General features: G+C 61.3%; 21 protein-coding genes and 2 pseudogenes. 8 read left to right on the forward strand and 15 right to left on the reverse strand.

The genetic code is table 11. The annotated features are described in order from the left end of the window. Together J9889_RS08605 and J9889_RS08610 are read left to right on the forward strand one after the other, a co-directional pair. A pseudogene (locus tag J9889_RS08605) lies at window positions 1-122 on the forward strand (IS630 family transposase); the annotation flags it as partial. A gap of 136 nt (window positions 123-258) precedes the next feature. After that, complete coding sequence (locus tag J9889_RS08610) at window positions 259-699, forward strand: TM2 domain-containing protein (RefSeq protein WP_033131364.1); 441 nt, start codon at window positions 259-261, stop codon at window positions 697-699. Window positions 700-868: 169 nt separating this feature from the next. Here J9889_RS08610 and J9889_RS08615 read toward each other — a convergent pair whose 3' ends face one another. From J9889_RS08615 to J9889_RS08630, 4 genes are all read right to left on the reverse strand, one after another. Next, window positions 869-1834 (reverse strand): ABC transporter permease, encoded by a 966-nt coding sequence (locus J9889_RS08615; protein ID WP_010672471.1) that lies wholly within the window; start codon window positions 1832-1834, stop codon window positions 869-871. A 114-nt stretch (window positions 1835-1948) separates the two neighbouring features. After that, window positions 1949-3067, reverse strand: a complete 1119-nt coding sequence (locus J9889_RS08620) for an ABC transporter permease (RefSeq protein WP_042864622.1) — start codon at window positions 3065-3067, stop codon at window positions 1949-1951. Between the two features lie 79 nt (window positions 3068-3146). Beyond that, entirely contained in the window at window positions 3147-4724 is a 1578-nt protein-coding gene (locus J9889_RS08625; protein WP_043153609.1) for an ABC transporter ATP-binding protein, read from the reverse strand. A gap of 97 nt (window positions 4725-4821) precedes the next feature. Continuing rightward, window positions 4822-5820, reverse strand: a complete 999-nt coding sequence (locus tag J9889_RS08630; protein ID WP_041212138.1) for a BMP family ABC transporter substrate-binding protein — start codon at window positions 5818-5820, stop codon at window positions 4822-4824. Window positions 5821-6387: 567 nt separating this feature from the next. On the opposite strand from J9889_RS08630, the gene J9889_RS08635 reads away from it, so the two are divergent. From J9889_RS08635 to uvrD, 3 genes are all read left to right on the forward strand, one after another. Next, window positions 6388-8316 carry a hypothetical protein gene (locus J9889_RS08635; RefSeq protein WP_210556393.1) on the forward strand — a complete coding sequence of 643 codons (1929 nt, stop codon included), beginning with the start codon at window positions 6388-6390 and terminating at the stop codon, window positions 8314-8316. A gap of 4 nt (window positions 8317-8320) precedes the next feature. Continuing rightward, on the forward strand, window positions 8321-8782 hold the full coding sequence (locus J9889_RS08640; RefSeq protein ID WP_146054082.1) for a hypothetical protein: 462 nt from the start codon (window positions 8321-8323) through the stop codon (window positions 8780-8782). Window positions 8783-8850: 68 nt separating this feature from the next. After that, window positions 8851-11022 (forward strand): DNA helicase II, encoded by a 2172-nt coding sequence (gene uvrD, locus J9889_RS08645; RefSeq protein ID WP_210556395.1) that lies wholly within the window; start codon window positions 8851-8853, stop codon window positions 11020-11022. 465 nt (window positions 11023-11487) lie between these two features. Here the strand turns inward: uvrD and J9889_RS08650 are convergent, their stop codons facing one another. The 4 genes from J9889_RS08650 to J9889_RS08665 form a co-directional block, all read right to left on the reverse strand. Then, complete coding sequence (locus tag J9889_RS08650; RefSeq protein ID WP_158656235.1) at window positions 11488-11634, reverse strand: hypothetical protein; 147 nt, start codon at window positions 11632-11634, stop codon at window positions 11488-11490. A 417-nt stretch (window positions 11635-12051) separates the two neighbouring features. Beyond that, window positions 12052-12582 (reverse strand): transposase, encoded by a 531-nt coding sequence (locus J9889_RS08655; RefSeq protein ID WP_210556397.1) that lies wholly within the window; start codon window positions 12580-12582, stop codon window positions 12052-12054. 235 nt (window positions 12583-12817) lie between these two features. Further along, window positions 12818-13711 (reverse strand): LysR family transcriptional regulator, encoded by an 894-nt coding sequence (locus J9889_RS08660; protein ID WP_104452050.1) that lies wholly within the window; start codon window positions 13709-13711, stop codon window positions 12818-12820. Between the two features lie 277 nt (window positions 13712-13988). Then, window positions 13989-14774 (reverse strand): hypothetical protein, encoded by a 786-nt coding sequence (locus tag J9889_RS08665; RefSeq protein WP_104452049.1) that lies wholly within the window; start codon window positions 14772-14774, stop codon window positions 13989-13991. Between the two features lie 237 nt (window positions 14775-15011). Between J9889_RS08665 and J9889_RS08670 the strand changes: the two genes are divergently transcribed. After that, window positions 15012-15353 carry an SH3 domain-containing protein gene (locus J9889_RS08670; protein ID WP_042864616.1) on the forward strand — a complete coding sequence of 114 codons (342 nt, stop codon included), beginning with the start codon at window positions 15012-15014 and terminating at the stop codon, window positions 15351-15353. A gap of 104 nt (window positions 15354-15457) precedes the next feature. Here J9889_RS08670 and ydfZ read toward each other — a convergent pair whose 3' ends face one another. After that, window positions 15458-15655, reverse strand: a complete 198-nt coding sequence (gene ydfZ / locus J9889_RS08675; protein WP_010672483.1) for a putative selenium delivery protein YdfZ — start codon at window positions 15653-15655, stop codon at window positions 15458-15460. A gap of 290 nt (window positions 15656-15945) precedes the next feature. On the opposite strand from ydfZ, the gene J9889_RS08680 reads away from it, so the two are divergent. Next, window positions 15946-16446 carry a DUF1993 domain-containing protein gene (locus J9889_RS08680; RefSeq protein ID WP_039039533.1) on the forward strand — a complete coding sequence of 167 codons (501 nt, stop codon included), beginning with the start codon at window positions 15946-15948 and terminating at the stop codon, window positions 16444-16446. A gap of 60 nt (window positions 16447-16506) precedes the next feature. Here J9889_RS08680 and J9889_RS08685 read toward each other — a convergent pair. Next, a pseudogene (locus J9889_RS08685) lies at window positions 16507-16821 on the reverse strand (DUF3313 family protein); the annotation flags it as partial. A 171-nt stretch (window positions 16822-16992) separates the two neighbouring features. After that, complete coding sequence (locus J9889_RS08690) at window positions 16993-17436, reverse strand: SRPBCC family protein (RefSeq protein ID WP_210556399.1); 444 nt, start codon at window positions 17434-17436, stop codon at window positions 16993-16995. 198 nt (window positions 17437-17634) lie between these two features. Here J9889_RS08690 and J9889_RS08695 point away from each other — a divergent pair, with 198 nt between their 5' ends. Continuing rightward, on the forward strand, window positions 17635-18300 hold the full coding sequence (locus J9889_RS08695; protein WP_182976170.1) for a chromophore lyase CpcT/CpeT: 666 nt from the start codon (window positions 17635-17637) through the stop codon (window positions 18298-18300). A 53-nt stretch (window positions 18301-18353) separates the two neighbouring features. On the opposite strand, the gene J9889_RS08700 is transcribed toward J9889_RS08695, so the two are convergent. The 4 genes from J9889_RS08700 to J9889_RS08715 all read right to left on the reverse strand — a co-directional run bounded on the left by J9889_RS08700 (window position 18354) and on the right by J9889_RS08715 (window position 21130). After that, window positions 18354-18992 (reverse strand): LysE family transporter, encoded by a 639-nt coding sequence (locus J9889_RS08700; protein ID WP_103244062.1) that lies wholly within the window; start codon window positions 18990-18992, stop codon window positions 18354-18356. 85 nt (window positions 18993-19077) lie between these two features. Then, window positions 19078-19881, reverse strand: coding sequence for an AraC family transcriptional regulator (locus J9889_RS08705; protein WP_210556401.1), 804 nt, complete (start codon window positions 19879-19881; stop codon window positions 19078-19080). Window positions 19882-19937: 56 nt separating this feature from the next. After that, the gene (gene rarD, locus J9889_RS08710) at window positions 19938-20834 is read right to left on the reverse strand and encodes an EamA family transporter RarD (RefSeq protein ID WP_010672490.1); all 897 of its coding nucleotides are present in this window, start codon (window positions 20832-20834) and stop codon (window positions 19938-19940) included. A 122-nt stretch (window positions 20835-20956) separates the two neighbouring features. Beyond that, window positions 20957-21130, reverse strand: coding sequence for a hypothetical protein (locus J9889_RS08715; RefSeq protein ID WP_010672491.1), 174 nt, complete (start codon window positions 21128-21130; stop codon window positions 20957-20959). Window positions 21131-21241 lie beyond the last annotated feature (111 nt).

A 21241-nucleotide genomic window follows, 5' to 3' on the forward strand; every position in this document is an offset into this window, starting at 1 on the left:
ATGAAACCATCACGCGCAATCATCAATGCAGAGGGATGGCAAACCTGCTGGCCCGAGTGAAACACTTCATGGATACCGTGTCTCCTTTCCCGGGGAATGGCTATGGCACAGCGAAGGTGTAGCACTATTGGGATCAGTTATTTAGTATTCATAAATGAATTTTTGTTTCAAATGAGCCTTTGTTGTTGTAGCCTGTCAAACGCAATAGACCTGCTCATACCGGGTCTTTATCCTCTTATTGCTAAAGGACAGATAATAATGAAAGGCACGGTTATTGATTTTAATGAATCAGCTCGTACTGGTTTGATTTCTGGGGATGATAGTAATAGATATCAGTTTGACATTATTGAATGGAAAGGGAATCAGCTCCCGAAGAGTGGCTTGAAAGTTGATTTTTCTATTGAAGGCGAGCATGCAAAAGCCATCTATGCCATAGCCTCTAATGCTGGTTCTTCCAAGAAGGTCGCAGCTGCGCTGTTTGCATTTTTCCTGGGCGCTTTCGGTGCTCACAAGTTCTACCTGGGTTACACCAAACAAGGTGTGATCATGCTGCTGATATTTCTGCTTGGTTTCATTCTGCTTGGTTTGCCGTCGGTTGTTATCGGGATCATTGCCTTCATCGAATTTGTTGTTTATATCTCCAAGTCAGATGAAGAATTTGAGCAGACCTATATTATCAATAAGAAAGTATGGTTCTAGCCGATAAATTACCCGGCTAATTACAGGTTTATTGATATGTTGTGCTGATGAAGGAATAACCCGTTCTTTGACAAGGCCGGGTTATTTTTCTATTCAGCCAAGAACATCCTGGATATCTCAAAGAAAAGGCCCGCATGTGCGGGCCTTTTGCATGGCATGAAGGGCGGGGCTATTCCCGCTCCTTGACGTAGGGGGTGCCGAGGGCCTTGGGGGCCACCGCCTTGCCGATGAAACCGGCCAGCAGGAAGACCGTCAGGATGTAGGGCAGCGCCTCGATGGCCTGCACCGGGATCGGGAAATCGCCGATGCTGACCCCTTGCAGCCGGATGGCGACCGCGTCGAGGAAGCCGAACAGCAGACAGGCCGCCATGGCGTTCCAGGGGCGCCACTTGCCGAACACCAGGGCCGCCAGCGCCATGAAGCCCTTGCCCGCGCTCATGTTGGGGATGAACTGGGCGGTCTGGGCCACTGCCAGGTAGGTGCCGCCAATGCCGGCCAGCAGGCCGCCGATGATGAGGGCGGTATAGCGCATCCGCACCACGGAGATACCGGCGGTATCCACCGCCGCCGGTGCCTCGCCCACCGCCCGCAGCCGCAGGCCGAAGCGGGTGCGGAACAGCACCCACCAGGCCAGGGGCACGGCGGCGAACGCCACGTACTCCAGCAGGGAGTGACCGCTCAAGAGCTCGCTGTAGAGCTGGCCGATGACGGGCACGTCATAGAGCTCCTTGGCATAGGGCAGGTCGATGGGGGCAAAGCGCGCCGCGCCGGAGAGCGCCGGGGTCTGGCCCCCCTGATCGAACCAGTAGCGCCCCAGGGTCACGGTGAGACCGGCCGCCAGGATGTTGATGGCCATGCCGCTCACCACCTGATCACCCCGGTGGGTGATGGTGGCGAAGCCGTGCAGCAGGGCGAACAGGATGGAGATCCCCACCCCGACCCCCAGCCCAATCCAGGCGGAACCGGTGACGGCGGCGGCCGCCGCACTGGCGAAGGCGGAGGCCAGCAGCTTGCCCTCCAGGGCGATGTTGACCACCCCGGAGCGTTCACAAAACATCCCGGCCATGGCCGCCAGGATGAGCGGAGGCGCGGTACGAATGGTCGCGTCCAGCATCAGGATCAGCATTTCAAACATGGCTTGGACTCCCTTCGGCTCGCAAAACATCCCCGTCATCCATGGCCGCCAGGATCAGTGGCGGTGCGGTGCGGGTGGTCGCATCCAGCATCAGGATCAGCATTTCGAACATGATCAGGCTCCTTTCACTTGGGCGGCCGGGCGGTTGGCAAAGGTCAGATAGGCCTGCTCGATGCGCGGGCGCAGCATGTGCTCCAGGGCGCCACAGAACAGGATCACCAGACCCTGCAGCACCACGACGATGTTGCGGTCCACCCCGAACTCGAAGCTGAGCTCGGCGCCGCCCTGGTAGAGGAAGCCGAACAGCAGGCTGGCGATGATGACGCCGACCGGGTGGTTGCGGCCCATCAGGGCCACCGCGATGCCGGTGAAGCCGAAGCCTTCCACGAAGTTGAGCTTGATCTGGTGCAGCTCACCCTGCAGCACGTTGAGGGCAAAGAAGCCCGCCAACATGCCGGAGATCACCATGGCCAGGATCACCACCTTGGGGTAGGAAATGCCCGCATAGGCGGAGGCACTCTGGCTGGCGCCCACGGAGCGGATCTCGTAGCCCCAGCGGGTATGCCAGATGAAGACCCACACCAGGGCCGCACAGATCAGCGCCCAGAAGAAGCTGATGTTGAGGGGGCTGTTGGGCATGGCGATGCCGAAACCGGCCGCCAGCTCGCTCATCTTCGGCAGCCAGCTCGCCACGGCGAACACCTTGCTCTCGGTGGCCATGGATCCTGGCGGCTTGAAGACGTCGACCAAGAGGTAGGCCATCAGGGAGGCGGCGATGAAGTTGAACATGATGGTGGTGATGACGATGTGGCTGCCCCGCTTGGCTTGCAGCCAGGCCGGGATGAAGGCCCAGGCCGCGCCGAACAGGCCGCCGGCGATGATGGCGAGCGGCAGCAGCAGGGCGAACGGCAGTACGTCCCCGAGCAGCAGACAGACCAGACCGACCCCGAGGCCGCCGATATAGGCCTGCCCTTCACCGCCGATGTTGAACAGGCCGGCGTGGAAGGCCACCGCCACCGCCAGACCGGTGAAGATGAAACCGGTGGCGTAATAGAGGGTGAAGCCTATCCCCTCGCCGGTGCCGAAGGCGCCGTACCACATGATTTCGGCTGCCTCGATGGGGCTGATGTCGAGGTAATAGAACAGGATGGCCGACACCAGGAAGGCCAGCAGGATATTGACTGCGGGCAGCACGCCCACGGATATCCAGGCAGGAACACGTGCTTGGCTCATGAATGGGCCTCCTTGATATCGTCGGGGACTGGTGTGTTGACCATCATCAGGCCGAATCCGTTACAAGTGGTTGTGACCTTCATGATGTGGCTCCTTGTGATTGGCTTGCCGCCACGTCGTCAGGAACTATGTTCGCCATCATCAGGCCGATGGTGCGTTCATCCGCCCTGGCGCCGTCCAGCTCGCCGACGATGCGGCCATCGGCGATGACCAGAATGCGGTCGGAGAGGCTCATGATCTCGTCCAGCTCCACCGACACCAGCAGCACCGCCTTGCCCTTGTCGCGCATGGCGATGATCTGCTGGTGGATGTACTCGATGGCGCCGATGTCGACGCCCCGGGTCGGCTGGCCGACCAGCAGCACATCCGGGTCCTGCTCCACTTCCCGGGCGATCACCAGCTTCTGCTGGTTGCCGCCGGAGAAGTTGGCGGTCTTGTGCTCCGGGCTCGGCGGGCGCACGTCCCACTTCTCCATCTTGGCCTGGCAATCCTGGCGGATCGCCTCCTTGTCCTGCAGCCAGCCCTTGTTGTACTGGGCACGGCGGTGATAGCCGAGGATGAAGGCCTCTTTCGCCTCGAAGCGGTTGATGAGCCCCATCTTGTGCCTGTCTTCCGGGATGTGGCCGAGGCCGAAGTTGCGCACCTGCTCCGGATCGGCCGGGTGGCTCTGGCTCACCTCGTGGCGCTGCGCCCCGGCGATGGTGAAGCCGCCCTTGCTGGGCTTGAGGATGCCCCCAAGCATGCTGAGCAGCTCGGACTGGCCGTTGCCAGAGACCCCGGCGATGCCGACCACTTCCCCCGCCCGCACTTCGAAGCTGACGGATTTGACCCGTTCCACCCCGGCGTCATCGACGTAAGAGAGGCCCTCGACCTTGAGCTTGGCCTCGCCCGGCTGGGCGGTGCCCTTGTCGACCTTGAGGCGCACCTTGCGGCCCACCATCAGCTCGGCGAGCTGCTCCTTGTCGGTGTCTTTGGTGGCGACGTGAGCCACCATCTCCCCCCGGCGCATGATGGAGACCTGATCCGTGATGGCCAGGATCTCCCGCAGCTTGTGGGTGATGAGGATGACGGTCGCCCCCTGATCCCGCAGCTTTTTCAGCACCTCGAACAGGTGATCCGCCTCTTGCGGGGTCAGCACCCCGGTGGGCTCGTCGAGGATCAGGATGCGGGCACCGCGATAGAGCGCCTTGAGGATCTCGACCCGCTGTTGCAGGCCCACCGGCAGATCCTCGACCTTCTCGTGCAGCGGCACCTCGAGACCATAGTCCCGTGCCAGCTCGCCCAGCAGTTTCTCGGCGGCCGCCAGGCTCTTGCCCAGGCGCCAGCCGTTCTCGGCCCCCAGGATGACGTTTTCCAATACGGTAAAGTTGTTCACCAGCATGAAGTGCTGGTGCACCATGCCCACCCCGGCGGCAATCGCATCTTGGGAGCCATGGGGTTTGAACGGATTCCCGTCGATCAGCATCTCGCCTCTGTCGGCGTGGTAGAAACCGTAAATGATGCTCATCAGGGTCGACTTGCCGGCGCCATTTTCGCCGACGATGCCGTGAATGCTGCCTTTACGAACCTGAAGGTCGATCTGCTTGTTGGCGTACACGTCGCCGAACCGCTTATCGATACCCCTTAATTCGATGGCATAGCGATCTGTCTGGTCCATGATGCAGTCCTTGCGGGTCATGAAGTAGAGACTAAAAACCGGCCCGTACGGGCCGGTCTGGATTGAGAGTCGTAGCAGAGACTCAGTACTTGCAGGGTCAGTACTTACAGGAGTTGTCGCTCATGTAGTCGTGCACCTTGATCTTGCCGGCGATGATGTCGGCCTTGATGCTCTCGACCTTGGCTTTCATTTCCGGGGTGATCAGCTTGGCGTTGTTCTCGTCCAGCGCCCAGTCAACCCCGCCTTCGGCCAGACCCAGGGACTGGATGCCCGGCTTCCAGCTGCCCTTGGCGGCGTCATCCCAGCTCTTGTACGCGGCCAGACCCACGGACTTGACCATGGAGGTCAGCATGGTGCCCGGTTGCAGGTGGTTCTGGTTGGAATCCACACCGATGGCCAGCTTGCCTTCGTCCTTGGCAGCCTGATAGACACCGATACCGGTGCCACCGGCGGCGGCATAGACCACGTCGGCGCCCTTGGCGAACTGGGACTTGGCCAGTTCTGCACCCTTGGCGGGGTCAGCAAAGGCTGCCGGGGTGGAGCCGGTCATGTTCTGATAGACGTCGATCTTCGGATTGATGTACTTGGCGCCTTGCTCATAGCCGCACTGGAACTTGCGGATCAGCGGGATGTCCATGCCGCCCACGAAGCCGACCTTGCCGGTCTTGGAGGCGATGGCCGCCAGGGCACCCACCAGGAAGGAACCTTCATGCTCCTTGAAGATGAGGGACTGGACGTTCGGCTTGTCGACCACCATGTCGATGATGGTGAACTGGGTGTTCGGGAACTCGGTGGCAACCTTCTCTACTGCGGAACCCATGTTGAAGCCGACGGCGACGATGGGGCCGTTGCCACGGCTGGCCAGACGACGCAGGCCCTGCTCGCGCTGGGCTTCGTTCTGGGGTTCGAACTCCTTGACCTTGACGCCTTTGTCCTTGTTGTAGACTTCGACGCCGTTGCGGAACACGGCTTCGTTGAAGGACTTGTCGAATTTGCCTGCGGTGTCATAGATGACGGCGGGCTCGGAGGCTGCCTGGGCGGACAGGGCAGCGAGGGTGAGGGCGGCCACGGTGGCCAGCTTGAGCACTTTAGTCACGATCGTATCCTTGATTGTTATGTGAGGGTCCACAACCTGTCTTGGCAGGTCATAAAGCACGCTGGCTAACTGTAAGTGAGCCAGCCCGTTGGTCAAGGGGATCATAGAGGAAAAACGTTTGCGTTAACGGTTTGAAATATAAGCAAATTGCCTTATAAGTGTTTGTTTTATGGTGTTTTTGCAGAATTAAATTCCGGGATTGATAGGGCTCGATCGACATTTGTGTTTAGATTCATGATGTTAGGCGCAACCGTTTTCCTCCCCTGATGAAAAAACTGGCTTCCATCGGCACCAGCCCTGCGGCCTCATCGACGCCACGCTGGCGGGCGGGCTGGCTGATCGCCAGGAGATCCGCCCCGGGTGTGACAGCCCAAGATGGGTGGCTATTTCCCCTCCCTGGACCGTCGTCTGTGGCCGTTTTTCGTGCTCGTTCGGGGCCTGCGTGATGGCAAGCACGTTCATATGGAAATGTATTGGTGTTTGTCATATGGGTACGCTAGGTTATACCCGGGTTAACTTGGCCCCCGGGATGGGGGCGTATTTTTTACATTTGTTCGGGTGATAAAAATGAAAAAGAACGTGCTGAGTATGGCAGTGGCTTGTGTGTTGTCCGGTGTCATGTTGACCGCTTGCGGGGGCGGTGGTGACGATAACGGGGGCGGCAGCAATGGTGGCAACAATGGCGGTGGCACCGACACCGGCAGCAAGCCTCTTCACACTGCCGTCTTCCTGGATTCCGTCGTGGATGGCCTCGACTATTGGTGCAACGATTACACCGGTGTCACCAATGCCAAGGGTGAATTCCTGTTTGATGATGGCGACACCTGCGAATTCGCATTGGGTAACCAACGCCTGGGGGCGGTGACCCTCAAGGCGGGCAACTCGCTGGTGACCCCTTACACCCTGGCGGGTGACGACAAGGAGAAAGCGATCCGCATTGCGGCATTGCTGCAGACGCTCGACAGCGACAGCAATCCGGAGAACGGCATCGCCCTCGACAAGGCGCAGGTCGCGCAACTGGGGATCGTCGAACTGGGTAGCGATGACGCCTTCAACACCTCCCTGGTCGAGGCGCTGAAAACAGCGGGCCTCACCAAGGCCGTCGTCTCTCTGGCTGCGGCGAAAGCCCACCTCTCCGCCACCCTGGCTGGCGTCAATGGCCGCTCCGTGGCGGTCGACAAGGTGCTGAGCGATCTGCAGGGACTGACCGATCTGAAAAACCTGGACGTCGAGAGCAAGTTCAAGGAGTACAAGGAGACCCTGCAGGCCGAGACCGGTGAGAGCGGCAAGGCCGATCGCCAGATCGTGCTGGCCATGCTGACTATGCTGGAGGTGACCAACAACCCCGTGGTGGCTGAACGCCTGGCCTTCACCTCGTCCGCCATTGGCAGTGGTTACAGCACCAGCCTGGCCAAGGTGATGGATGTCATCATCCATACCCCCGGCACCGCCTCCGTGGCGCTCAAAGGTGGCAAGGGATATACCCGTGACGTGGCCAAGCTGATGGGCGCCTATGCCGACAGCCTGGAAAACGTCGCGGCTGCCCTGGCCGATATCCAGGATCCGGATTACAGCGCCACCTATGGCGATGACGATACCGTCACCCTCAACCTCGACGGTGCCAAGGCACTGCGGGCGTCTGCGATGGCGATGGCATCGGCCCTCAACATCGCCGCCTCCTACCAGTACGGTCCGGACAGCGCCTATGTCACCCAGCAGGAAGAAGTGACCTTGCCGCGTATGCACATCAAGGACACCTGGGGCATGCAGCCGACCACCACCTATGAAGAGAGCAGCAGCACCTTCGAGACCCAGTTCAGTCAGCAGGAAATAGAGCCGGATGCGCTGGTGGCGCACGCCGATTTCTTCCGTTTGACCGACGATGCCAAGGCACGGTTGGCCAAGGCCAAGTCGCAGTTGAAGGATGCGGTGAGCCTCGCTCTGACCATCGATCAGAGCAAGCTGGACGAATCGTTGACCCAGGATGAGATCGAGGCCAATGCCGCGACTCTCAAGGAGCTGGCGAACCACTTTGCAGGCACTGTGCCCACTATCCAGTGGGAAAGCGTCGAGACCCGATACGTCAATACCGGCATGGGCTGGCAGCCTCAAGAGGTGGGGGTGAAGTACAACATCAATGTGCTGCCGTTCTTCGATGAGATGCTGGATCGCAGTGACATGACCATCAAGGTGACCGGCGGCTGTGATGGCGCCGTGGGGGCGCGGGATGCCGAGCTGTCCAAGGCCATGGGAGAGCCCATGTGTCTCATCACGAGCGACGAGTTCAAGGCACTTGCCCAGAGCGATCGCGGCGCACTGAAGTACATCGGCTGGATGCAGGAAGATCAGGAGAGCCACACCGCCATCTATGCCAAGGGGGTGGGTTATGACTGGTCAACCCAGATGACGCCGGTGGCCGGGTCGACCTTTGACAAGGTCTTCGTCTCCTGTACCGACCTGGATGACAACAAGGTCAACTGTGCCGATCAGCTGTAAACCAGTGGGAGCGCTCCTGACGGGGGCGCTCCTGTTGTGGATGCCGGTGGCACAGGCTGCCGGCATGCTGACGCGCTACACCGATTATCGGGAGCGAGTCTTCGATCGTCAGGGTCAGTTGCAATATCAATTGACCACCCACGAATACTTGCAGCGGATGCCCAGCGGGCGTCCGTCATTGTCCAGTCTGTTTGCGTTGCGAGAGATGCAACGAGCATCACTGCAGCTCAAGCAGGGCACCTTGATGGTGAATGACGTCATCGTGCGCTTCGAGCATGGGCATTATCAGGACGGCATGCTGGTGATGGGGAAAACGGAAGTGACCCTGCCTGAGGGCCGTATGCTGGCCGCTTCACTTCGATTTGATCCCGTCCAGCAGATGCTGGATGCCCCCCGCGCCCGGTTGCTCAGCTTTTCCGGTGAGGTACTGGGCCAATACCGGGACTATCACCGCCCCCTTCGTTGATCCTGCCGGTTGGTCTCTGGCGGCTCAGGCCGTATAATCCCCGCCTGTATAAATAAACAGGAGTGGTGATGGACGTTTCAACCCTGCTCGACGGGCTCAATGACAAGCAAAGAGACGCGGTGGCGGCCCCCCGTTGCAACCTGCTGGTGCTGGCCGGTGCCGGTTCGGGCAAGACCCGGGTGCTGGTGCACCGTATCGCCTGGCTGATGCAGGTGGAACGCTGTTCACCCTTCTCCATCATCGCGGTCACCTTTACCAACAAGGCGGCGGCCGAGATGCGCGGCCGGGTCGAGAAGGTGATCGGTGACGGCGTGCGCGGCATGTGGATCGGCACCTTCCACGGCATCGCCCACCGCCTGCTGCGGGCCCACCATCTGGATGCAGGGCTGCCGCAGGATTTCCAGATCCTCGACTCCGACGACCAGTACCGCCTCATTCGCCGGGTGCTCAAGGCGCTCAACCTCGACGAGAAGCACTGGGCCCCGCGCGCCGTGATGGGCTACATCAACGGCAAGAAGGACGAGGGGCTGCGCCCCGGCGATATCGATCTTTACGGCGACCCCGTCACCCGCACCTATCAGCAGATCTACAAGACCTATCAGGAGACCTGCGATCGCTCCGGGCTGGTGGATTTTGCCGAGCTCCTGCTGCGCGCCCACGAGCTGTGGCTGAACAAGCCCCACATCCTCGAGCACTACCGCGACCGCTTCCAGAACATCCTGGTGGACGAGTTCCAGGACACCAACGGCATCCAGTACGCCTGGCTGCGGATGCTGGCCGGCGACACCGGCAAGGTGATGATCGTCGGCGACGATGACCAGTCCATCTATGGCTGGCGCGGCGCCAAGATTGAGAACATCCAGCGCTTCCTGACCGACTATCAGGGCGCCGAGACCATCCGCCTCGAGCAGAACTACCGCTCCACCGCCAACATCCTCAAAGCCGCCAACAGCGTCATCGCCAACAACTCGGAGCGCCTTGGCAAGGAGCTGTGGACCGAAGGGGCCGAGGGTGAGCCGATTTCGCTGTACGCCGCCTTCAACGAGGTGGACGAGGCGCGCTTCGTGGTCGGCCGCCTCAAGGACTGGAAAGAGAAAGGCGGCCTCCTGGCCGATTGCGCCATCCTCTATCGCTCCAACGCCCAGTCACGGGTGCTGGAAGAGGCGCTGATGCAGGACGCCATGCCGTATCGCATCTATGGCGGCCTGCGCTTCTTCGAGCGCCAGGAAATCAAAGACGCCATGGCCTACCTGCGCCTTATCAACAACCGTGGCGACGACGCCAGCTTCGAGCGGGTGGTCAACACCCCGACCCGGGGCATCGGCGATCGCACCCTCGAGATCTTGCGCAACAACGCTCGCGATCAGGGCCAGAACCTGTGGCAATCGGCCAAGGCACTGCTCAATGACAAGGTGCTGACCGGTCGCGCCGGCAACGCGGTGCGCGGCTTTGTGGAGTTGATCGACGCGCTGGAGGAGCAGGTTTCCCTGCTGCCACTGCACCAGCAGGCGGACATCGCCATCCAGCACTCCGGCCTCAAGGCGATGTATCTGGCGGAAAAGGGCGAGAAATCCCAGGCGCGGGTAGAGAACCTGGACGAACTGGTTACCGCCTGCCGTCAGTACCAGCGCCCGGACGAGCTGGAGGACATGAGCGATCTCTCCGCCTTCCTCGCCCACGCGGCGCTGGAATCCGGCGAGAATCAGGCGGACGAATATGCCGACGCGGTGCAACTCATGACATTGCACAGCGCCAAGGGGCTGGAATATCCCCTGGTGCTGCTGGTCGGTGTGGAAGAGGGCATGTTCCCCAGCCAGCAATCCACAGAGGAGTCGGGGCGGCTGGAGGAGGAGCGTCGCCTCTGTTACGTCGGTATGACCCGCGCCATGGAGAAGCTCTACATCTGTTATGCGGAGAGCCGCCGCATCTATGGCCGCGAGATGTTCCACAAGCCGAGCCGCTTTATCCGCGAGATGCCCGCCGAGTGTCTGGAGGAGATCCGGCTGCGCACCCAGGTCAGCAGACCCACCCAGTACGGCCGCTTCAGCCAGAACGAGGTGCAGCAGAGCTTCGACGCCAGCGGCATCAAGCTCGGCCAGCGGGTGCTCCATCCGAAATTCGGCGAAGGAATCGTGCTCAACTTCGAAGGGGTCGGCCAGCAGAGCCGGGTGCAGATCCAGTTCGACGACGTCGGCGCCAAGTGGCTGGTGACGGCGTATGCCAGATTGGAAGCGCTCTGATTTTTTCCGCTTTTTGAAACAACCAACCCGGCTTAGGCCGGGTTGATTTTTATATTCGTTATCGCGACAACGTTAAATACGCGATTGTCCGAATACGCTTCGCTATTCGAACCTACAGCTGTGTTTAAGCTGTGGAAGAACAATATTTTCCCCATATTGGACAAGGTATATTCAACTTAAGTTTGCTATTAAAAAAGCACCCTTTTCGCAAGCAAAAAAAGTTATTTAAATTTTCCATCCTTGATCGGGAGACTTGTATTTAGCGGAGCGGACGAATGAAAGCCCGCTCAGTGTGAGTGGATACTAACAGACAGAGTGGGACTCACAATTTATCCACAGCGCGCCAGTTATCCACACATTGCAACTATGTCTCTGCACCATTATCTTGTGTTACGAAGCAACAGGAGCACCACATATAGTGGTTTTACATCAACTGAGGAGCAACTCATGGTGATAAACGAAGTATCAAAATCCATTCCGGGCAAAACTGTGCTCATCCCATGGCAAATGATGGAGGTTATCCATGCCAAAAAGACCACGACGTTCACGTCGTTCAACACCAAAGGCTACAAATGATAAAGCCACCCTTCCAAAATGGATCAGGTGGCTCATATCAGGGTTCCTAGACGCTTTAAGACAAAAGCTTGTAGGATTTGTGTTTTTACTTCTGCTTAGTGTAGTCCCGCACGATTTCAACGATTACTTTTGGTCTCGCACACCAGAAGCAACCAAAGTGCAGTATTACCAGATCTAACCAGGGGCCTTCGGGCCCTTTTTTACACCCTTAACTTACAATTTGTGAGTCAAATGTGTAACCGGAATCATGGACAATCATGACCTAGCCGTCAATGAAAATATATCACTATTTGTGATATCCCAACGTTCAGTGAAGCACAAAACTATAATACATTCATATGGTTAAATGACACTGACTTGATCTTGAGTTCTGCGTTTATCAAGGGACCGTAGGTTCGATTAGCGAAGCGTAATCGAACGATCGCGTAATCGGACGTTTAACCCTTGAGAGGTTTACTCCAATCCCCCTAACAGCCCATCCACCGACCCACACCAATCCGGCGGATAGGCGCCACTCGCCACGTAACGATGGAAGGTGGAGTAGGGCCAATCGGCCACCCGCGTAACATGACCATGCTTGAGCGGGTTGATATGGACGTAATCCATATGGCGGCGGTAATCCTGCTCATCCCGGATCAGGTGTTCCCAATAATGGCGTTGCCAGATGCCCCGCTCCCCGTGGCGTAACCGGGTCTGACTGCGCCGTTCGATCATCGGCAAAGCTCGAGAAAAGTGGCTTTTGATCAGCCGCCAACGCAGGGGGAAATCGGTGTCCTCCTCCGGCAAAGAGAGAATGCAGTGGAGATGGTCGGGCAGCACCACCCAGGCGTGAATGGTGAAGGGGTGAGCCTGTTGCACCTTGGCAACGCTGTGGCGCAGCAGGTCAATCTGCTCCACCAGCAGTCGGTTGTTGCGCCGCTCCAGCAGGTTGACGGTAAAGAACCAGGTTCCTCCGGGCCACCATGCCCGCCGCCAGTTGGCCATCCTCTTTCCCTTGTTGAGACCGAAAAGCCAAGCATAGCCTTGCCGCCCGGCGAGCCGCTCGTGGGCCCCATCGCGCGGTTGTCAGATGATGGGATGGACCGGTGACGCGATCGTTCGATTGTCCGATGACGCGATCGTCCGATTACGCTTTGCTAATCGAACCTACACGCCGCATAAGATGGGTTATCGGTATCGTGGCCGAGAGGCACAAACCCCAAGCTCCCGCCTGTCTGACTTACCTCGGCTGAAACGCCTTGACGAGAAATTCGATAAAGAGCCGCACGTTGCGGGACTGCTCCTTGTGGAAGGGGTAGACGGCGAACAGGGCGTGGGGGTCGGGTTGCCAGTCGGGGAGCAATCTGACTAGGGTGCCGTCCGACAGGTCGTTCGACACGAACTCATCCGGTACCAGGATCACCCCGAGCCCCTGCACCGCCGCCTGTTTCAGGGCGATGCCGTTGTTGGCGCAGAAGCTGGCGGGGGGCAGCTCCACTGCCACGCTCTCCGCGTCCCGGGTGAAGAACCACTTGTTGGGGGAGGAGGAGAGGCTGTAGCGCAGGCAGTTGTGGCCCTTGAGATCCGCCGGGTGGGCGGGTTGGCCCGCCTCCTTCAGGTAATCGGGGGCGGCGCAGAGCACCCGCTGCACCTCGCACAGGGGTTTGGCGCGCAGGGTGGAGTCCTCCAGGGTGCCTGCCCCCCGGATCACCACGTCCAGCCCCTGATCCACCAGATCCATGTAGGCGTCGCTCAGGATCACCTCGATGCCGATCTCCGGATAGCGGCGCTGGAATTCGCAGACAAGGGGGTTGAGGCGGATCAGCCCGTAGGACATGGGCATGCCGATCCTCAGCCTGCCCCTGGGGGTGAAGGAGGCGGCCATGATGGACTGGTCGGCGGCCTCCAGGCTGTCCAGCACGGCGCATATCTGGCCGTAATAGGCCATGCCCGATTCGGTGACGCTCAGCCGCCTTGTGGTGCGGTTGATCAACGCAATGCCGAGAAAGGCTTCCAGCTCGTTGATGTTCTTGCTGACCGCCGCCTGTGAGAGGCGCAGGTCGTCCGCCGCCGCCCTGAAGGTGCCCATTTCCACCACCCGGCGAAAGACGTTCAGCGCCGTGATCTTGTTCATCCTGCCCCCGTTAATTCACTACTGGTAAATGATGGCGCCATCATTGCGCACTTTTATCACAATAGTGCGGATCCCCGGGGTGTCCACCCCCCATCCCCCCCAGACAGAGAGTGGCCCGTGGCAGACCGGCCCGGATCATGGCCCTGCGGCCCGTGACGGGCCCGGCAGAGACGCAGGTGAAAGAGAGGCGATGAGCCCCGGGCACCCCGGCCCGTGACGGCAGGCATAAAAGCAGGCGGCAGGGCCCGGGCCCCGCCGCCAGATGGCACGCACCGGCTTACTGCACCTTGCCGGGGGCGGGGGGCAGGGTGATGCCGACATCGGCCCAGGGGTTGGTGCCAAGCAGCTGGGCGTGGGGCACGTCCGCCTGGTAGCGCATGGTGAATGCCCTGGGGCCGTGGGCGAAGGCCACCAACAGCCCCTGTTTTGCATCCATCAACCCGGCGTGCATGCCGAGCCCGTGATAGCTGATCCGCACGGCCTTGTCCTCCAGGCCCACCTTGTCTATCTGGAAGCGGGCGATGCTGCCGTCTTTGAGGGTAAAGCCCCAGCGGAACGGGCCGCCGCTGACCACCGTCATCACCTCGTCGATGTCGGTGCCGTCCTCGGCGGAGTTGACGTGCATGCGGCCATATTTGCCGAGCACGGCGCTGCGGGTGCGCTCGTCCAGCGCCATCAGGTCATAGACCTTGGGGTAGGGGCCGACGCCGGTCTCCTCGGTGGCGACGCCGCCCCCTTGCACCGCAGGCTCGCGCCCTGCGAGCCTGGCCTGCTCCAGCAGCTCCCCCTGACTCAGGTTGAAGGCCGCAATCAGGGCGCCGTGCTCCGCTTTGGTCAACGCGCGGCGGTGGGAGGCTTCAAGCAGCGGCCTGGCGGCCTCGGGAATGTCGACGGTGACCACGTTGACGCCGATGGGGTTGAGTGCGTTGTTGACCGCCTCGACCCCGGTCACGGCGGGGCGGCCATCGCTGAACTGCACCGAGACCAGGTCACCGGCGAAGGTGTTGAAAGAGAAGGCCGAGGCGAGGGTGCCGGCCAGCAACGGGATATGGGTGAGTTTCATACAAGACTCCTCGTTAAGGTTCGAGAAGCAGTCTAGGGCGGTGATGTGTTCACTGAAATGACACTCGGATGATATGAAAATTCACTGATAGTAATGAATCGTGGGGATCAGGGTCGTCGGCCCGCCCCGGGGGAGAGCACCCTCTGCCAGAGGGTGTGAGCCCGGTTGACGCAACGGGGCCCGGGTTGTGGTATGACTCGGGGCGTCATCAAACAGAACCTGTCGGAGGACGAGACAATGCTGGCGTTGATCACCACGGCGCACCACACCTGCTACCCCAATCCCATCGCCTTTCGGGCCGGAGAGCGGGTGCGCATCGGCCACGAGGACGACGAGTTTCCGGGCTGGGTGCGCACCTTTACCGCAGACGGCAACGAGGGGTGGGCGCCCCTGTCCCTGCTGACCCCGATCGGCGCCGGGGAGGCGCAGGCGCGCCAGGACTATACCGCCCGGGAGCTGGATGTGGCGGTGGGGGAGCGGGTACGGGTGGATCGGGAGCTGGCAGGCTGGCTCTGGGTTCACAACGAAGCGGGGCAATCAGGCTGGATACCGGCAAGCTGCATCGCCTCGCCCTCATAAGGTGGCAGCGGCTCGGAGAAGGAGTAGAGCGGAGAGAGAAACCCGGCCAGCGACGGGGCGTGCGGCCGGGTGAATTGTAAAGAGTAGGGTGACGGAAAACGGGATCAGCCTAGTCTAATCAACTCGATGGGGGCGTAGCGCTCCTGGCTGTTCGTCAGCAGCACGCACTTCTCATGTTCCGCCTCATAGGGGGTCAGGTTGTCGGTGTGCGCCTCCTTGAGGGTGTCGACCGCGCCGGTGGCGGCAATCATTACCCGTTGGCCCAGGGTCAGCACATTGCGGTTTCGATCGTAGATCTTCATGGCATTCTCCTTGTGGGATGGGTGCCCCGGCCCGTGCCGGGGCAACGGGCTCCAGACTACGCCCCTCGAAAAACGAGATGCCTGTCACAGATCAAAAAAAGGGGAAAGAGGGACTCGGGGCGGCGACGGGGCGCGGCGTTCTGGTCTCGCTGCCCGCCGGTGATCGCCACTGCCTGTCGCAGGGCAAGGAGGACGCCCTCGCTTTTCATCCCCTCGGGCTCGAACTGCAAGGGGGATGCGCTATAGTGGAGCCGCTCGTTTTACTGCCTTCAACCAACCGAGAGTGCATTATGAATCGTGATATCGCAGCCCAGTTCATCAAGATGCTGACCAACCTGGACCAGTGTCTGGCCAAGGCCGAGGCCCACGCCGAGGCAAAGAAATTCAACGTGGACAACTTCTTCAATGAGCGCCTCATCGTCGACATGCTGCCCCTGAGCAAGCAGGTGCTGATCTGCTGTGACAGCGCCCGCGCCGTGGTGGCCACCGCCAGCCTGAGCGAGCCGCCGGTGCTGGGGGATGATCCCAAGACCATGGCGGATCTGCGCGCCCACGTGGCCAAGACCATCGCCTACCTGCAAGGCAAGCTGGAGGCGGATTTCAGCCAGTATGCGAGCGGCCACTACTACCCCTACTGGGCCGGTGGCAAGGGGATGGACGGCCATAGCTGCGTGCATGAGTACGGCATCCCGAACTTCTACTTCCACCTCACCATGACCTATGCCCTGCTGCGCCAGGCCGGGGTGGATCTGGGCAAGCGGGATTACCTGGGCGGTCTGAACCTGCAATAAACCGCGCTTCAGCGACAACAAAGCCTGCCCCCTGGCAGGCTTTGTCGTTTTCGGCCCGGCTCAGCGCCCCAGGTTGTCGGCCAGTTGTTTGGCGCGGCTTGCGGCCCACTGATCGATCATTTTCTCCATCTCCAGGGCGGTGATGGGGGAATCCTTGTGGGTGGTGTCCGGGCTCTCGCGAGCGTCCATCACCCGCACCAGCAGCTTGCCGCTCTGGGCGTCGAGCAACTGTGCCATGCTGCCCACCTTGAGCAGATAGGGCTCCTTGCCTATTACCTCGCGGGTGACGTTGATGGCGATCTTGGCGGGCAGCAGATCCCGCAGCTTGGGGTCGGGCCGGGTCAGGTCGAAGTTGGTGATGGCCGCCTGCACCCGCCCAGCAGGGCGGCGGCCATGGTCATCATCAAGACTCGTTTCATGGGGGCTCCTGGCGGTGGATGGTCGCTGCAAGAGCGCAGCCCGCCCTGCCCACAGAGATACCTGATCAGGCCCCTCTCTCACAAGGGGTATCTATGTGGGGGCCACCGGGGGAGCCCCCGTGTCGGGTCACTCGGCGGGGATCTCGGGCTCTACCAGGGTGGCGAGCTGCATCAGGGACTCCTGCCAGCCGAGGTAGCACATCTCCACCGGGATGACCGCCGGAATACCCGCCTGTTCGATGGCGAGATCGGTGCCGCACAGCACCTGGGTGAGGGTGATGGTGACCTGCATCTCCCCCGGCAGGTTGGGGTCGTCGAAGCGGTCGGTGTAGCGGATGCGCTTGCCCGGCTCCAGCGCGAGATACTCGCCGCCGAAGGAGTGGGTGTGGCCGCTGGCGAAGTGGGTGAACGACATCCTGAACTGGCCGCCGACCCGGGCATCCAGCGCCGCCACCTTGCAGGTGAAGCCATGGGGCGGCAGCCATTTGGCCAGGGCGTCCGGCTCGATAAAGGCTCTGTATACCCGCATCGGCGGGGCCTTGAGTACGCGATGCAGAGTGACTGTGTTCATGGGGGACTCCTCTTGGCGGCAACAGGGACGGGTCGCAGCAAGGATAGCCGTCATCCCCGTGGCCTGCGGGGGTGCGTCGCCTCCTTTCGCCTGCAGAGAGGATTTTTCGTTTTCTCTTCAAGGAGTTGATCAAGATAGAGGTTATTGTCACCGTTCGCTCATATAATCGCCGCCATGCAAGCGACTCGGAAGGACTCGATGACACAGCTGATGGCGGCCCTACTGGGGCTGTTTTACGCCAGCCTGATCTGGGCGGCGCCCGTCCCCTTCGTGACGGCCCCCGGCCCCCATGCCACGCAGGCAAGGCTGGAGCCCCTGCTCTCCTGGTTCTCGGGGGAGTTTTCCAGCCAGGAGCAGGCCACCTTCGATGCCCGCTTCACCAGTGCCGAGCTGCGGCTGGTGGAGATCTGGCCCGGGGAGGGCCCCTTTCGCTGGGTCTATGCGGAGCAGTTTCTGACCGAGCGGGCGCAGCGGCCGTTTCGCCAGCGCATCTACCGCTTCTCCTCCCTGCCCGATGGCCGCATCCTGATGGCCGAACTGACCATGCCGAGGGCCACGGATTTTGCCGGCGCCTGGCGTCGGCCCGAGCTGCTCGACTCCCTCACCCCGCAGCAACTCTCCCTGCGCGAAGGGTGCGAGATCTGGCTGACCCGCCAGCCGGGCGGGGAGTACAAGGGACAGACCCGGGTCGGGCATTGCGCCACCGATTTTGGCGGTGCCACCACCCTGGTGCAGTACCTCTGGATCGGCCCGGACAGTGTCCGGCTGCTGGACAGGGCCTATGACAACGGCGCCCATCAGCGCTGGGGCAGCCCGGGGGAGGGTTACGTCTACCTGCGCAAGGGGATGCGGCGCGGGGAGTAGTCACGCCGTCCGTCAAGGCCCCTCCCTGCTTGCCGCCTTAAAGGACGTGCCGGTCAGGTCGCTGGCCAGTGCCCCTGCAGATCCACCAGGATGGAGAGGCTGACCGCGCCAAACAGCAGGCCCGTCATCAGGTTGAGCGGGCGCTGGATGCGGCCGAGCAGGTGCTGGGCGCGGGGGGTGGAGAGGCTCCAGGCCAGGGCGCTGAACCAGACGAGGGAGAGCAGGAACAGCTCCAGGATCAGCAAGCCCCGGGTCAGGCCATCCACCTGGGGCGTCACCATGGCGGCCAGCAGCCCCATGAAGAACAGCATCGCCTTGGGGTTGAGCAGATTGGTGGCCAGCCCGCTCTTCACCCCCTTGCGCCAGCCCGGCCGCTCGCCTCCGGCGCGCAGCGCCAGATCCCCGCTTCCCTGCCAGGCCGCCTTCAGCGCCCCCCAGCCCAGCCAGCCCAGATAGAGGGCACCCACCAGTTTCACGGCGAGAAAGAGCCAGGGCTGGCTTGCGATCAGCAGGCTGATGCCGGTCAGGCTCAGGGTGGCGTGGAGCAGGATGGCGAGGGCGATGCCAAGGGCCGCTCCGAGGGCGGTGGGCCTGTGCAGGCTGGTGCGCAGGATGAGTGCGAAATCCGGGCCCGGGCTCGCCAGGGCGACGAGGTGGACGAGACCCAGGGTCAGAAACAGGCTGGTGAACATAAAAGACCTCCGACAGCGGTATGGAGGCGACAGCATGGGGCAGGACGGGGGACGGGAGATTGTAAAAGATTGCAGCGGCGGTGATTCAGGCGGGCAGCATCTGCTGGCGATACTCCGCCGGGGTGAGCCCGAAGGCTTGACGAAAACCGTGGTGGAAGTGGCTCTGATCGAAGAAGCCCACCGCCAGTGCCACCTCGCTCACCGGCAGACCGCTGCCGAGCAGGCGCTTGCCCTGTTCGAGGCGCAGCCGCTTGAGCCAGGCATAGGGGGTCATGCCGGTCTTCTTCTTGAACTGACGGAGGAAGGCGAAGCGATCCAGCCCGAACAGGGCGGCCAGGTCCTCCAGGGTGTGGCGCTCGTCCAGCCGGGCCAGCAGATGGTCGCGCAGGAACCTGAGCTGGGGATCCGCCAGGGCGTGGCGCTCGGGGGCGAGCCGGAACAGTTCACCCAGCAGGGCCAGCAACTGGCTCTCCGCCAGCAGGCCGTCGGGGGCGGGGCCGTCCAGGTGCATGTGCAGGCGGGCAAAGCCCTGATAGAGGTCGGGGCGGCTCTGCAATCCCTGGTGGAAAAAGGGCTCGGGGTGTTCCGGCAGCCAGCGGGCCAGCTGCTCGGGGGCGATGGAGAAGACCCGCACCTCGTACCCTTTCGGCAGCAAGCTGAGGCCGTCGTGCATCTCGTCCGGGTTGACGGTGGAGAGTTCGCCGCGCACCAGGTTGTGGCTGTTCCCCTTGTGGATGAACTTCTGGCCGCCCCGCTGCACCAGACCGATGTGGTAGTCCAGATGCACGTGGCGGCCATAGCTGAACTCCCTGTGGTGGGAGTGGGAGAGTTCAACCCCCGGCAGCAGCCGGGATTGCCAGTAGTGGATGCGGGATTGGGGTGCGTTCATCCCCTATTGATACCCCGAAAGCGGCCCCTTGGCTTGTAGATTATTGCGCCGGCGCCTCAGCCGGCCTCCTGGCGCCGCTTGCCGCTGCGCAGGCCATCCAGGCTGAACAGCACCAGGGCGCTCCAGATGCAGCCGAAGGTGATCATCTTGTCCAGCGCCAGCGCCTCCCCGTACAGGGTCACCGCCAGGATGAACATCAGGCTGGGGCCTATGTACTGGAAGAAGCCCAGGGTGGAGAGCTTGAGCCGGGTGGCCGCCGCGGTGAAGCAGAGCAGGGGCGCCGTGGTGACGGCACCGGCGGCGATGAGCAGCAGGTTCAGGTGCCAGTCGTTTTGCGTGAGGTGGCTGGTGGGGCTGTCGGCGATGCCCCACAGATAGAAGGCGGCCGGCGGCAGCATGATCAGGGTCTCGATGAGCAGGCCGGTCAGCGCGTCCAGGGCCAGCTTCTTGCGAATGAGGCCATAGATGGCGAAGCTCGAGGCCAGCACCAGGGCTATCCAGGGCAGGGAGCCGAAGGCGATGAGCTGGACGGCAACACCGACAAAGGCGAGCCCCACCGCCCACCACTGCAGGCGGCGCAGCTTCTCGCTCAGAAACACCATGCCGAGCAGCACGTTGAACAGGGGGTTGATGTAGTAGCCCAGGCTCGCATCCAGCATGTGGCCATTGTTGATGGCCCAGATGAACAGCAGCCAGTTGCCGCCGACGGTGACGGAGGTGAAGGCCAGGGTGAGCAGCACCTTGGGCTGGCGCAGCACCGCCTGCACCTTGTGCCACTGGCGTCCGAGCAGCACCAGCACCATCAGCAGGGCGCAGGACCAGATCATGCGGTGGGTCAGGATCTCGGCGGCCGGCACGGCGGAGAGGGACTTGAAGTAGATGGGTGCCAGGCCCCAAAGGGTGTAGGCGCCGAGGGCATAGAGGACGCCCTGGCGCTGGATCTGTTGTTGCATGCGGATAACCTTCACTGGAGTGCTGATGTCGGGAAACATCGCAAAAAGTCAGTGTAGCGATCCTTTTGCAGGGAAAGAAGACAATAAATGGGTCTGACGGGATTTTAACAGCAGGAGCGACTTCAGCGACCGCCCCCGCGGCGGATCTTCTCCACGTCCATCAGCAGCCACAGCATGAGGGCGATGGCGGAGATCCAGGGGCCCCAGGTGACATAGGCTTCCCCCTGACCCAGCACGAAGAACAACAGCGGCAGTCCCACCACCAGAAACAGTACACTTCCCAGAAAAAACAGCATTTTTATCTTTAAATTTAATGGCTTGCTATTTGACGATTATATCGATTGAGCGAGGGGATAAAAGAGTAAAAATGAGAAAGGGGGATTTCTCCCCCTGTTTTGTTGATAAGC

Origin of the sequence: Aeromonas sp. PrichA-15 (assembly GCF_017939245.1) — a bacterium.
Lineage (GTDB): Bacteria > Pseudomonadota > Gammaproteobacteria > Enterobacterales > Aeromonadaceae > Aeromonas > Aeromonas caviae.